10 protein-coding genes are annotated in these 13,105 nt (G+C 73.1%); 2 read left to right on the top strand and 8 right to left on the bottom strand.

Annotation, left to right across the window (positions count from 1 at the left end):
- Positions 1–124: 124 nt before the first annotated feature.
- From ACQRUO_RS26870 to ACQRUO_RS26860, 3 genes are all read right to left on the bottom strand, one after another.
- A complete protein-coding gene (locus tag ACQRUO_RS26870; protein WP_428318647.1) occupies positions 125–715 on the bottom strand; it encodes a dienelactone hydrolase family protein in 591 nt (196 codons plus the stop codon).
- A 121-nt stretch (positions 716–836) separates the two neighbouring features.
- On the bottom strand, positions 837–1,700 hold the full coding sequence (locus ACQRUO_RS26865; protein ID WP_428318646.1) for an ABC transporter permease: 864 nt from the start codon (positions 1,698–1,700) through the stop codon (positions 837–839).
- Positions 1,697–4,471, bottom strand: coding sequence for an alpha/beta fold hydrolase (locus ACQRUO_RS26860; protein ID WP_428318645.1), 2,775 nt, complete (start codon positions 4,469–4,471; stop codon positions 1,697–1,699). The genes ACQRUO_RS26865 and ACQRUO_RS26860 overlap by 4 nt, the downstream gene beginning before the upstream one ends.
- A 120-nt stretch (positions 4,472–4,591) precedes the next feature.
- On the opposite strand from ACQRUO_RS26860, the gene ACQRUO_RS26855 reads away from it, so the two are divergent.
- Positions 4,592–5,596 carry a mechanosensitive ion channel family protein gene (locus tag ACQRUO_RS26855; RefSeq protein WP_428318644.1) on the top strand — a complete coding sequence of 335 codons (1,005 nt, stop codon included), beginning with the start codon at positions 4,592–4,594 and terminating at the stop codon, positions 5,594–5,596.
- 34 nt (positions 5,597–5,630) lie between these two features.
- Here ACQRUO_RS26855 and ACQRUO_RS26850 read toward each other — a convergent pair whose 3' ends face one another.
- From ACQRUO_RS26850 to ACQRUO_RS26830, 5 genes are all read right to left on the bottom strand, one after another.
- Positions 5,631–6,134, bottom strand: a complete 504-nt coding sequence (locus ACQRUO_RS26850; RefSeq protein WP_428318643.1) for an LURP-one-related/scramblase family protein — start codon at positions 6,132–6,134, stop codon at positions 5,631–5,633.
- 159 nt (positions 6,135–6,293) lie between these two features.
- Positions 6,294–6,755 carry a GNAT family N-acetyltransferase gene (locus tag ACQRUO_RS26845; RefSeq protein ID WP_428318642.1) on the bottom strand — a complete coding sequence of 154 codons (462 nt, stop codon included), beginning with the start codon at positions 6,753–6,755 and terminating at the stop codon, positions 6,294–6,296.
- Positions 6,756–6,760: 5 nt separating this feature from the next.
- Entirely contained in the window at positions 6,761–7,699 is a 939-nt protein-coding gene (locus tag ACQRUO_RS26840; RefSeq protein ID WP_428318641.1) for an RluA family pseudouridine synthase, read from the bottom strand.
- 72 nt (positions 7,700–7,771) lie between these two features.
- Positions 7,772–8,443, bottom strand: coding sequence for a signal peptidase II (gene lspA / locus ACQRUO_RS26835; RefSeq protein WP_428318649.1), 672 nt, complete (start codon positions 8,441–8,443; stop codon positions 7,772–7,774).
- A gap of 148 nt (positions 8,444–8,591) precedes the next feature.
- A complete protein-coding gene (locus ACQRUO_RS26830; protein ID WP_428318640.1) occupies positions 8,592–9,110 on the bottom strand; it encodes a TraR/DksA family transcriptional regulator in 519 nt (172 codons plus the stop codon).
- A gap of 742 nt (positions 9,111–9,852) precedes the next feature.
- Here ACQRUO_RS26830 and ileS point away from each other — a divergent pair.
- Positions 9,853–13,011 carry an isoleucine--tRNA ligase gene (ileS, locus tag ACQRUO_RS26825; RefSeq protein WP_428318639.1) on the top strand — a complete coding sequence of 1,053 codons (3,159 nt, stop codon included), beginning with the start codon at positions 9,853–9,855 and terminating at the stop codon, positions 13,009–13,011.
- The last annotated feature ends 94 nt before the right edge of the window (positions 13,012–13,105 follow it).

The raw sequence follows: 13,105 nt of genomic DNA, 5'->3' as shown, positions 1-13,105 counted from the left end.
CCCCGGCCGCGCCGCCGGCGCCCCCCGCACCGCCGGCCCAGCCGCCCGCGTACGGCTACCCGCCGCGGCCGCAGGACACCCCGCCGGCTCCCTGACCGACGGGGCACGGCGCCCTGACCGACGGTCAGGCCACCGACTCGTCCAGCTCCGCCAGGAAGGCGAGCGAGGCCGCCCACGCGGTCTCGCTCGCCGCTTCGTCGTAGTCCGGCAGCTCGGGGTCGGTGAACAGGTGCCCGGCGCCCCGGTAGCGGTGCACCTCGACGTCGGCTCCGGCCCGGCACATCAGCAGGTACCAGGTGTTCACCCAGTCGTCGGACTCGAACGGGTCCGGCTCGGCCATGTGCAGCTGGACCGGGATCTCGGTACTCGCGTCCTCGCGGAGGTCCGAGGTGCCGTGCAGGAGCAGCAGGCCCAGCGCCTGCTCGTCGGCCAGCGCCAGGTTCTGCGCCAACGCGCCGCCGAGCGAGAAGCCGGCATAGACCAGCCGGGCCCCGCCGGTCAGCAGCGGCGCCGCCGCGCCGACCGCGCGCCGCAGCAGCTCGTCGTTGCCGATCGACTCCCGCCAGGACATCCCCGCCTCGATGTCGTCGAAGGTCTTGCCCTCGAACAGGTCGGGCGTGTGCACGGTGTGCCCGGCCTCGCGCAGCCGGTCGGCGGCGGCGTGCACCGCGGGGCGCAGCCCGTAGGCGGAGTGCAGGAGCAGGATCTGGGCCATGGGGTCTCCGGGGTCGGCGTGATCGACTACCGCCCCATGCTCTCAGGCCGCCGACCCACCGACCCGCCGGCCCACCCGCGCCACCCTGCCCACCCGCGCCGCCCCGCCCGCCCGGACTGCGTCAGGAGACGATGTCCTTGCGCGCGAAGCCCCGGAAGGCGAGCGCCAGCAGGATCACCGCGTAGGAGAGCGAGAGCGAGACCCCCTGCGCCATCCCGCTCCACTCCAGCTGCGGCTGCAGCGCGTCCGCCCAGGCGTACTGCCAGTGCGCGGGCAGCCACTCGCGCAGGCCGCCGAGCGCGGTGATCGCGTCCAGCACGCCGGTGATGATGGCCAGGAAGACGGCGCCGCCGACCGCGCCGAGCGGCGCGTCGGTGGCGGTGGAGAGGTAGAAGGCGAGCGCGCCCACCACCAGCTCGGCGAGGATCACGAAGCCGACCGCGATGGCCAGGCGCGGCAGCACGTCGGCGGCCGGCAGGCTGCCGCCGGTGGGCAGCCTGAGGTCGCCCCAGCCGTAGGCGGCGGTGCCCACGCCGAGCCCGACCAACGGCAGCAGCACGATCGAGGCGGCCGAGAAGAGCAGCCCGACGGCCAGCTTGCGGGCCAGCAGCCGGGCCCGCGGCACCGGCGCCGCCAGCAGGTAGCGCAGCGAGGACCAGCCGGCCTCCGCGGCCACCGTGTCGCCGCAGAACAGCGCGACCGGGATGACCAGCACGAAGCCGGTGCCCATGAAGAGCAGGGTGGCCGCGAAGTTGGGGCCGGAGGCGGTGGCCAGGGTGACGAAGGTGGTCTGGTCCGGGCGGCTGGGGGCGCCGCCGATCTGGAACGCCGCCAGCACGATGAACGGCAGCGCCACCAGCACCGCCGCGATCACCAGGGTGCGGCGACGGCGCAGCTGGCGCAGCGCCTCCACCCGCAGCGGCAGGGTGTGCTGCGGGCGGTAGCCGGGCGCGCGGTCGGCCAGGGCGGGGCCCGTGCTGCTCACGCGGAGCCTCCGATCATCGACAGGAACGCGTCCTCCAGGCGGCGGTGCGGGCCGGCCCGCTCCACCGGGACGTCGAGCCGGACCAGCTCGGCGACCAGCTCGTGGGCGCTCAGCCCGTCGAGCCGGACCAGCAGGCCGTGCCCGGCCACCTCGACCGACTCGACCCCGGCCAGCGCGGCGGCCTTCTCGGCCGCCGCGGCCAGCTCCTCGGTCCCGTACGAGGCCGGGGTGCCGACCAGCAGCAGCTCGCCGGCACCGACGATCTCGCCGACCTCGCCCGCGCTGACCAGTCGGCCGCGGTCCATCACCACCAGGTGGGTGCAGCTCTGCTCGACCTCGGAGAGCAGGTGGCTGGAGACGATCACGGTCCGGCCGGCGGCGGCGTAGCGGATCATCACCTCGCGCATCTCGCGGATCTGCGGCGGGTCCAGACCGTTGGTCGGCTCGTCGAGGATCAGCAGGTCGGGCAGGCCGAGCATGGCCTGGGCGATCGCCAGGCGCTGCCGCATGCCCTGCGAGTAGGTGCGCACGGCCCGCTCCAGCGCCTCGCCGAGGTCGGCGATCTCCAGCGCCTCGTCCAGGTGGGCGTCGCCGGCCGGGCGGCCGGTGGCCCGCCAGTAGAGCTCCAGGTTGGCCCGGCCGCTCAGGTGCGGCAGGAAGCCGGAGCCCTCGACGAAGGCGCCGACCCGGGAGAGCACCGGGGCGCCGGGCCGCACCGCGTGCCCGAAGATCCTGATCTCACCGGCGTCCGGGCGGATCAGGCCCATCAGCATCCGCAGCGTGGTGGTCTTGCCGGCGCCGTTCGGGCCGAGCAGGCCGAGCACCTGGCCGGCCTGCACGGTGAAGCCCAGGTCGCGCACCGCGTACCGGTCGGTCGCGCCCTTGTACCGCTTGCTCAGCCCGCTGATCTGCAGCGGCACCCCGGCCAGCGCCGGGTCCGGCGGCGGCACCGCGCGCCGCCGGCGGGCGGTCAGCAGCAGCCCGGCGGCGATCGCGAGGGCCAGCAGCGGCAGCACCCAGGTGCGGGTCGGCAGCGCGGTGGCCTCGGTGGTCAGCGCACTGTCGGTGGGCACGGTGAGCGGGCTCGCCAGGGCGATCTGGTAGGTGGCGGCCGGGGTCGGCGAGGCGTAGGCCAGGTCGGTGCTGGCCAGCACCAGGCGCAGCCGGTGCCCGGCCGGCACCTCGTGGTCGACGGCCGGCAGGTTCACCGTCACCGTCTGCCCGTCGGGTGCGTCGGCGCCGGTGATCCGCAGCGGTGCGGCGAGCTGCTCGGGCAGCGTCTGCTTGCCGTCCGGACTGACGTCGTAGAGCTTGCCGAAGAGCACCGCCTCCGGCTGGTCGGCGTGCACCGTGATCTTCACGGTCGAGCTGCCGGTGAGCTGGAGTCCGCCGGACAGCGGCGCCGAGTCGAAGCTCGCGTACTGCCCGGGGAAGTCCACCGAGAGGCCGAGGCCGAGCTGGGAGGCCTGGGCGAGGGCGCCGAGGCCGGGCACGGTGGAGATCGCCGGCGGGGCGCCGCCGGGCGGGTTGGCCACGGTCTGCGGGCCGCCGGTGAGCGGCAGGGTGCGCTGGGCGGTGCCGTGCAGGCCCGGGTAGCTGCTGCCGTCGGCGCCGTTCAGCACGACCTGGAAGCCGGTGGCGTCCACGCCGCCGGTCCGGGTGATCCGGAAGGCCGGGCCGGTGCTGTTGTCCTGGTGCTTGAGGTAGTGGTCGAACCAGTCGACCACCCGGGAGGTGACCCGGTCGCTGGTCTCGGTGCCGCCGTCGTGGCCGCCGTCGAACCAGTCCACCGAGACCGGGGCGCCGTTGGCCGCGATCGCCCGGGCCATCGCATCGCCCTGGTCGAGCGGGAAGAGCGAGTCCTGCTGGCCCTGCACCACCAGGGTGGGCACCTTGAGCTGCGCGGCGTAGGCGGCGGGGCTGGACTTCTCCAGCAGCGCGACGGCCTGCGCGTCGGGCCGCCCAGTGGCCGCCACCCGGTTGTACATGGCGCACAGCTCGGGGGTGAAGCGGCCGCAGCCGACCGGCCCGGTGGTGTTCTCCGAGGGGGCCGGCCTGCCGGTGGTGGAGGCGGTCAGGTCGCCGGCCGAGCCGTCGGTGAAGAAGATCCCGGCCCAGAGCTTCTTGAAGACCCCGTCGGCGGGGGTGCCGCCCTCGACGTCCTGCGGGAAGAGCGCCTGCGGCAGGTCCCACCAGGTGATCAGCGGGGCGGCCGCCTTGATCCGCGGGTCCGCGGCGGCGGCCAGCAGCGAGATCGCGCCGCCGTAGGAGGCGCCGGTGATCCCGACCACCGGGTCGCCGGGCCGGTCCTTGAGCACCTCGGGGCGGGCGGTCAGCCAGTCCACCAGGTGCTTGACGTCCTGCACCTCGCCGTCCTGGGCGTTCAGCCCGATCTGCCCGGTGGAGTGCCCGAAGCCGCGGGCCGACCAGGTCATCACGGCGAAGCCGGCCCGGGCCAGGGTGCGGGCCTCGCCCACCTCGTCGGCCTTGCTGCCGCCGAAGCCGTGCGCGAGCAACACCGCCGGGCGGGGGCTGCTGCCGGTGGTGAAGAAGGAGGTGTCGATCGAGACCTGCGCGCTGCTGCCCGGCGACTCGGGCATCGCGAGGAACTGGTCCTGCTCGTGCACCGCGGCCGGGGCGGTGGCGATCGCGGTCACCGTGCCGAGGCCGACCAGGAGCAGCAGCGCCAGGGCACCGGCCAGCAGCTGACGGAGGGTCAGCCGGGGCCGCGGCAGTCGCAGCCGGCGCCGGGGGCGGCCGGAGGAGTCCATGGCTGGTGATCCTATGCGAACGGTCTGAAGATCAGCTAAGCACCTGCTTGAGCCGGCCGTGGGCGTGGCGAATGACCGGACTGACCCGACTCGCCCCATTCGTCCGCGTATCGTGAGGGCGTGCTGTGGCCCCTGCTCACGCTGCTCGCCGCGCTCGCGATCACCCTGGTGGTCGGCTGGGCGGTGGACCGCAGCCTGCAACGCCTGGCCGCCCGGCAGCCCGCGAACCGGCTCTGGCCACTGCTGCGGCGCTGCCGGATCCCGCTGCAGCTGACCGTCGCCGCCGGGCTGCTGCTGGCCGCCCACCCGCTGGCCCACCTGCCCGAACCCGGTCTGCAGCACGCGCTGCTGCTGGTGCTGATCGGCTGCCTCGGCTGGCTCTCCGTGCGGGTCACCGCCGCGCTGCTGGAGGCGGGGCTCGGCCGCTACGAGGCGGTGGCCGCCGACCCGGTCCGGCTGCAGCGGGTGCGCACCCAGATCGGGGTGCTGCGCCGAGTGGCGAGCGCGCTGATCGTCGCGGTCACCGTCGCCGTGATGCTGCTGACCTTCGCCGCGATGCGCACCGTCGGCGCCTCGCTGCTCGCCTCCGCCGGCGTGATCGGCGTGGTGGCGGGCATCGCCGCGCAGAGCACCCTGGGCAACCTCTTCGCCGGGCTGCAGATCGCCTTCGGCGACACCGTCCGGATCGGCGACACCGTGGTGGTCGAGGGCCAGCAGGGCACGGTGGAGGAGATCACCCTGACCTGCCTGGTGGTCCGGCTCTGGGACTACCGGCGGCTGATCGTGCCGGTCTCCTACTTCGTCAGCAAGCCCTTCGAGAACTGGACCCGCAAGCACCCGGGCCTGCTCGCCGTGGTGCTGCTGCACCTGGACCACAGCACCCCGGTGCCGGCGCTCCGCGCCCACCTGCGCGAGCTGCTCGACCGCTCGCCCTACTGGGACGGTGCCGAGTGGGCGCTGCACGTGGTGGACAGCACCCCGAGCACCATCCTGGTCCGGGCCACCATGACCGCCCGCGGTACCGACGAGGCCTTCCTGCTGCGCTGCGCGGTGCGCGAGGAGCTGATCGGCTTCCTGCGCGACCGGCACCCGCAGGCGCTGCCGCGGATCCGGACGGGCGACTGAGCCGCCCCTCGCCCCGGCACGCCCGCCGGTCGGCTCAGAGGTTGGTGAACTTCTCGCCCTTCATGTCCTGCAGGATGTGGTCCACGCAGACCGCCAGGATGATCAGCACGTAGGCGTCCGGCTGGTTCATCACGTCGACCGCGTACGCGTCGCGGATGGTGAACCAGCGCCGGGATATGTGGGCCAGCGTGGTGCCCTCGTGCCGGATGTCGAACTCGCGGTCGAACAGGTTGCCGGCGATCTTGAGGTGCCGCCCGTCCTTCAGCTTGACCTTGAACCGGTCGCCGAAGAGCTTGAGGAACTTCTTGCTGATCTTGCCGATGACCTCGCCGTCGTGCTTGATCAGGATCGTGTGGTGGATGGTCCAGAACTTCTTGACGATCGACCCGACCGCGTTGCCCTGGGTGTCCACGAAGTGGAAGGTGCTCCGGAACCGGAGCAGCTTCTTGTTGACCTTCCACACCTTCTCGCGGTGCTCGGTCTCGATCCAGGCCTCCTCGTGGAAGGCGAACATGCGGTCGCGCACCAGGTAGCGCATGGGTGGTCCCCCGTTCGGGTCAGTGCAGAGCCGCCCCAGCGTAGTGGGGCGACCCTGCAGCCCAGCAGGGGGATCAGGGCTCCGGTGCGGGACTGCAGCGCAGCTGTGACACGCTGCGGGAATGCTGTGACACGCTGCGGGGATTCCGCCGCAGCAGCCTCAGAAGATCTTCACCATGGTGCGGTGCGGGATCCCGGCGTCGTCGTAGACCGGGCCCTCGGCGGTGTAGCCGAGCCGCTCGTAGAAGCCCATCGCCCGCACCTGGGCGTGCAGCTCGCACTCGGTGGCGCCCAGCTCCTGCCCGGCCGCCTCGACCGCGCGCACCAGGGCGGCACCGAGGCCGGTGCCGCGGGCGGCCTTGAGCACGGCGAGGCGCCCGAGCAGCACCCGCCCCTCGATCCCGGTCAGCTCCAGCGCCTGGGGGCCGCTGATCAGCCGGGCGGTGCCGACCGGGACGCCGTCCGCGTCCCGGGCCAGCAGGTGGGTCGAGGTGGCGTCCAGCTCGTCGTACTCCAGCTCGGCCGGGATCTCCTGCTCGACCACGAAGACGTCGTGGCGCACCTGCTTGGCCAGTGCCACGTCCTGCTCCGTGCGGGCCACCCGGATCTGCACGTCCGCCACCGCGCTCAGCTCTCGGCCGAGATGACGTCCAGCGCCTTGCGCAGGTCCGCCGGGTACTCGCTGTCGAACTGCACCCACTCGCCGTCCGCCGGGTGCTCGAAGCCCAGCGAGACCGCGTGCAGCCACTGCCGGGTCAGGCCGAGCCGCTTGGCCAGCGTCGGGTCGGCGCCGTAGGTCAGGTCGCCCACGCAGGGGTGGCGCAGCGCGGACATGTGCACCCGGATCTGGTGGGTGCGCCCGGTCTCCAGCTTGATCGCCAGCAGCGAGGCGGCCCGGTAGGCCTCGATCAGGTCGTAGTGGGTGATGGACGGCTTGCCGTCCCGGGTCACCGCCCACTTCCAGTCCGAGCTGGGGTGCCGCCCGATCGGCGCGTCCACCGTGCCGCTCATCGGGTCGGGGTGGCCCTGCACCAGGGTGTGGTAGCGCTTCTCGGTCACCCGGTCGTGGAACTGGCGCTTGAGGTCGGTGTAGGCGCGCTCCGACTTGGCCACCACCATCAGGCCCGAGGTGCCGACGTCCAGCCGGTGCACGATGCCCTGGCGCTCGGCGGCGCCGGAGGTGGAGATCCGGTAGCCGGCGGCGGCCAGGTGGCCGATCACGGTCGGACCGGTCCAGCCGGGGCTCGGGTGCGCGGCGACCCCGACCGGCTTGTCGACCAGCACGATGTCCTGGTCGTCGTGGACGATCCGCATGCCCTCGACGTGCTCGGCGACCACCTGGACCGGTGCGGCGGGGGCCGGGATCTCGACCTCCAGCCAGGCGCCGGCCATCACCCGGTCCGACTTGCCGGCGGTGGCACCGTCGATCCGGACCTTGCCCTCGGCGGCCAGTTCGGCGGCCTTGGTCCGCGAGAAGCCGAACATGCGGGCGAGGGCGGCGTCGAGACGCTCGCCCTCGAGGCCGTCCGGTACGGGAAGCGTGCGGATCTGCGCTGCGGTACTCACCCGTACGAGTATGCCGCAAGCGCCGGCCGCTCTCGCTCGCCCGCCGCCGGTCCGGCTCGCCCGGGCCCGGTGCTACTCGCCCTTGGCGGTGGTCCGGTGGGTCGAGCCGTCCGGGTTGCTGCCGCGGAAGGAGAGCAGCACCACCAGGATGCCGCCGCAGACGATGGCCGAGTCGGCCAGGTTGAAGACCGCGAAGTGCTGCACCGAGATGAAGTCCACCACGTGACCGCGCAGCACCCCGGGCGCCCGGAACAGCCGGTCCGTCAGGTTGCCGAGGGCCCCGCCGAGCAGCAGGCCGAGGGCGATCGCCCAGGGGAGGCTGTAGAGCCGGCGGGAGATCCGCCAGATCACCACGATCACCGCGGCGGCGATCAGGGTGAAGACCACGGTCATGGTCTGGCCCATGCCGAAGGCGGCGCCGGGGTTGCGGATCACCTGGAAGGTGACGATGTCGCCGATCACCTTGATCGGCGTGCGGCCCTCCAGTCGGGCCACCACCAGCAGCTTGCTGCTCAGGTCGATCACGTAGGCGAGCGCCGCCACCGAGAAGAGCACCAGGAGCCGGCGGCGGCGGTGCTCGGCGGAGCCGCCTCCGGCCGGGGCGAGCGGGCTCGCACCCGCCGGCTCCGCGCCGGCCGGGCCCTCGGTGGCCGGGGTCTCGGTGGCCCGGCTCTCGGCGGCCGGGGTCTCGACCGGCCCGGTGGGCTCGTCCTGGGTCTGGGGGGAACCTGACGTAGTGATGATCCGCTCCGCTGCCGAGAAGAAAAAGGGGGCCGACGTTACGGGGTCGAGGGTACGGCACGCGCCGTGTCTCCCCGCCCGGCCCCGGGGCGCCCGGCCCCCGGGCGCCCCGCGGGTCGGGGCCCGTCGCACGGGCCCCGACCGCCCGTGGTCAGCGGCGTTCCTGCTTGGCCTTGCAGGAGATGCAGAGGGTGGCCCGCGGGAAGGCCTGCAGCCGGGCCTTGCCGACCGCCTGGCCGCAGGACTCGCAGACGCCGAAGCCGACGCCCTCCAGCCGGGCCAGCGCGCGCTCGGTCTGGTCGAGCATGTCGCGGGCGTTGTTGGCGAGCGCGAGTTCGCTCTCCCGGTTGATGTTCTTGGTCCCGGCGTCCACCTGGTCGTCGCCGGCGCCGTCGTTCGAGTCGCGCATCAGCCCGGTGATCGCGGCCTCGGCCGTGTCGATCTCCTCGCGCAGCCGCAGCAGGTCCGCGTTGAGCTCGGCGTGCACCTCGGCGACCTCGGCCGCGGTCCACGGCTCCTCGCCGGAGCGGACCGGCAGGTCGGCGGGGTCCACGGCCTCGGCGCCGGCCGGGGCGGCCGCCCGGGCGCCGGTGCCGGCGGGAGTGTGGTTATGGCTGGTGGCCGCGCCGCGTCCGGTGGTGGTGCTGGTCTTCCGCCGTGTCGTGGTCACGGAACCCTCCCCTTGGTCGCCTGCCACGGCTTTGCGGGCCCGCCTGGTGGCGGTGCCCATGCCCGATGCCTTCTCAGCCATGGCTCGACCCCATCTACGAATGACTCAGGCCGACGGTTCCCGTCGGCCGCTGGTGCCGGAACGATAATCCTGAACGAATCCGGCCACAACGGGACATACCGATGTACTCGGCGTTCCCACCCGGCCAGCCGGGGGACACGGTCCGGTGAAGTACCGCTCCAGGGCATTGACAAGGTTGTGCCCAGCCCACCAGTCCCTAACCACGACCGCTTGCCCGACCGGACGGCTGCCCGACCGGACGGCTGCCCGACCGGACGGCTGCCCGACCGGACGGCTGCCCGACCGGACGGCTGCCCGACCGGACGGCTGCCCGACCGGACGGCTGCCTGACCGGACGGCCGACCGACCGGACGGCGCCGCCCGGGCACGCCGGGCGCGCGGTGGCGAAATCCCGTTGCCCCGGGCCTATAGACTGGGCCGGCAAGGCGCAGATGGGACGAGTACCGACGTACGCAGCCAGCAGCGACCCGGGGACGGTGCGAGCCCGGGGGCGTGCACGGCGGGAAGATCACCCCGGAGCCGCCGGAAGAACGGTCCGCCAGCCCCGCTGGTCGGACCCACTAGACCCGGTAGCAAGCCCAAGGAGTGGGCCGTCGGCACGTCGCGGCGGTCAAGGAGGGTGGTACCGCGGGACGGCTCGCCGTCTCGTCCCTCCGTCGGAATGCCCGTTCACGCATCCGCCGGAGGCACAGTGAGCACGTACAACCCCGTCCCCGCCCAGGTCGACCTGCCCGCCCTGGAGCACGGCATCCTGAGCTTCTGGCGCGACCAGAAGGTCTTCCAGCGCAGCCTGGAGCAGTCCGCGGGCCGTCCCGAGTGGGTCTTCTACGAGGGCCCGCCGACCGCCAACGGCATGCCCGGCGCGCACCACATCGAGGCCCGCGTCTTCAAGGACGTCTTCCCGCGCTACCGGACCATGAAGGGCTACCACGTGGCCCGCAAGGCCGGCTGGGACTGCCACGGCCTGCCGGTCGAGCTCGCGGTGGAGAAGGAGCTGGGCTTCTCCGGCAAGCCGGACATCGAGAAGTACGGGATCGCCGAGTTCAACGCGAAGTGCCGCGAGTCGGTCACCCGGCACACCGACGAGTTCACCAAGCTCACCGAGCGGATGGGCTACTGGGTCGACCTCGACCAGGCCTACCGCACCATGGACCCCTCCTACATCCAGTCGGTCTGGTGGTCGCTCAAGCAGATCTTCGACAAGGGCCTGCTGGTCCAGGACCACCGGGTGGCCCCCTGGTGCCCGCGCTGCGGCACCGGCCTGTCCGACCACGAGCTGGCCCAGGGCTACGAGACCGTGGTCGACCCCTCGGTCTTCGTGAAGTTCCCGCTGACCAGCGGCCCGCTGGCGGACCGGGCCGCGCTGCTGGTGTGGACCACCACCCCGTGGACCCTGGTCTCCAACACCGCCGCCGCGGTGCACCCGGAGGTGACCTACGTGGTCGCCACCGACGGCACCGAGCGCCTGGTGGTCGCCGAGGCCCTGCTGGCCAAGGCGCTCGGCGAGGGCTGGGAGCCCACCGGCGAGCGCTTCACCGGCGCCGAGATGGAGCACTGGGCCTACCGCCGGCCGTTCGACCTCGTTGAGATCGAGGGCGCGCACTTCGTCCTCAACGCCGACTACGTGACCACCGAGGACGGCACCGGCATCGTCCACCAGGCGCCCGCCTTCGGCGCCGACGACCTCGCCACCTGCCGCAAGTACGGCCTGCCGGTGGTCAACCCGGTCGAGGCGGACGGCACCTTCGCGGCCGACGTCCCGCTGGTCGGCGGCGTCTTCTTCAAGAAGGCCGACGAGGCCCTGGTCGCCGACCTCAAGGCGCGCGACCTGCTCTTCCGCCACCTGCCGTACGAGCACAGCTACCCGCACTGCTGGCGCTGCCACACCGCGCTGCTCTACTACGCGCAGCCGTCCTGGTACATCCGGACCACCGCGGTCAAGGACGCGATGATCCGGGAGAACGAGGCCACCAACTGGTTCCCGGAGACGGTCAAGCACGGCCGCTTCGGCGACTGGCTGAACAACAACATCGACTGGGCGCTCTCCCGCAACCGCTACTGGGGCACCCCGCTGCCGATCTGGCGCTGCGACGAGGGCCACCTGACCTGCGTCGGCTCGCTGGCCGAGCTGTCCGAGCTGACCGGCACCGACCAGAGCGACCTCGACCCGCACCGCCCGTTCATCGACGCGGTCACCTTCGACTGCCGCCAGTGCTCCGGCACCGCGGTGCGGGTGCCCGAGGTGATCGACGCCTGGTACGACTCGGGCTCGATGCCGTTCGCGCAGTACGGCTACCCGTACCAGAACAAGGAGTTGTTCGAGAGCCGCTACCCGGCCCAGTTCATCTCCGAGGCGATCGACCAGACCCGCGGCTGGTTCTACACGCTGATGGCGGTCGGCACCCTGGTCTTCGACAAGTCCTCCTACGAGAACGTGGTCTGCCTGGGCCACATCCTCGCCGAGGACGGCCGCAAGATGTCCAAGCACCTGGGCAACATCCTGCAGCCGATCCCGCTGATGGACCAGCACGGCGCCGACGCGGTGCGCTGGTTCATGGCGGCCGGCGGCTCGCCGTGGGCGGCCCGCCGGGTGGGCCACGGCACGATCCAGGAGGTGGTCCGCAAGACGCTGCTCACCTACTGGAACACCGTCGCCTTCCAGGCGCTGTACGCGCGCACCGCCGGCTGGGCGCCGAGCGCGGCCGACCCTGCCCCGGCGGACCGCCCGCAGCTGGACCGCTGGGTGCTCTCCGAGCTGAACACCCTGGTCAAGGAGGTCGACGCGGCGCTGGAGTCGTACGACACCCAGCGGGCCGGCAAGCTGCTCTCCGGCTTCGTCGACGACCTGTCCAACTGGTACGTCCGCCGCGGCCGCCGCCGCTTCTGGCAGGGCGACGCCGCCGCGCTCGCCACCCTGCACGAGGCGCTGGAGACGGTGACCCGGCTGATGGCCCCGCTCACCCCGTTCATCACCGAGCGGGTCTGGCAGGACCTGGTGGTCCCGGTCGACGCCGCGGCGCCGGCCTCGGTGCACCTGGCGAGCTGGCCGGAGGCGGACGAGTCGCTGATCGACGCCGAGCTGTCCCGGCACATGGCGCTGGTCCGCCGGCTGGTCGAGCTCGGCCGGGCCACCCGCGCCGAGTCCGGGGTGAAGACCCGTCAGCCGCTCTCCCGCGCGCTGATCGCGGCCCAGGGCTGGGAGGAGCTGCCGGCCGACCTTCGCGCGCAGATCGCCGAGGAGCTCAACGTCTCCACCCTGGAGTCGCTCGCTGCGGTGGGCGGCTCGCTGGTGGACACCACGGCGAAGGCCAACTTCCGGGCGCTGGGCAAGCGGTTCGGCAAGGGCGTGCAGGAGGTGGCCAAGGCGGTCGCCGCCGCGGACGCCGCCGTGCTCGCCGCCGAGCTGCGGGCCACCGGCTCGACCTCGGTGGTGCTGGACGGCGAGACGGTCGCCCTCTCCCCCGACGAGGTGATCATCACCGAGACGCCGCGCGAGGGCTGGGCGGTGGCCAACGAGTCCGGCGCCACCGTCGCGCTCGACCTGGCGATCTCCCCGGAGCTCAAGCGGCTGGGCACCGCCCGCGACGCGATCCGGCAGATCCAGGAGGCCCGGAAGAACTCCGGCCTGGACGTCTCCGACCGGATCGTGCTGCGCTGGCAGTCCGCCGAGGCCGAGACGGTGGCGGCGCTGACCGAGCACGCCGCCCTGGTCGCCGACGAGGTGCTCGCGGTCGACTTCGCCGAGGGCCCGGCCGGCTGGGAGTCGGAGCGGTTCACCGACGAGGGCGCCAGTCTGGGCTTCCAGCTGCGCAAGGCGTGAACGGAGGGCGCCTGCCACCCGGCAGGCGCCCCCACCGCACGAAGGCGCCCGAACCCCGGACAGTGGGGTGCATTCTTCATACCTTCCTAAACCT

Origin of the sequence: Kitasatospora sp. LaBMicrA B282 (genome assembly GCF_050325825.1) — a bacterium.
Classification (GTDB): domain Bacteria; phylum Actinomycetota; class Actinomycetes; order Streptomycetales; family Streptomycetaceae; genus Kitasatospora.
The sequence above is the reverse complement of the archived record's forward strand: the minus strand, read 5'-3'. Positions and strand labels throughout refer to the sequence as shown.

Excerpts from the sequence above, each read along its gene's own strand:
- ACQRUO_RS26870 (WP_428318647.1), bottom strand. The coding sequence starts at position 715 with ATGGCCCAGATCCTGCTCCTGCACTCCGCCTACGGGCTGCGCCCCGCG.
- ACQRUO_RS26860 (WP_428318645.1), bottom strand. The coding sequence starts at position 4,471 with ATGGACTCCTCCGGCCGCCCCCGGCGCCGGCTGCGACTGCCGCGGCCC.
- ACQRUO_RS26850 (WP_428318643.1), bottom strand. The coding sequence starts at position 6,134 with ATGCGCTACCTGGTGCGCGACCGCATGTTCGCCTTCCACGAGGAGGCC.
- ileS (WP_428318639.1), top strand. The coding sequence starts at position 9,853 with ATGCCCGTTCACGCATCCGCCGGAGGCACAGTGAGCACGTACAACCCC.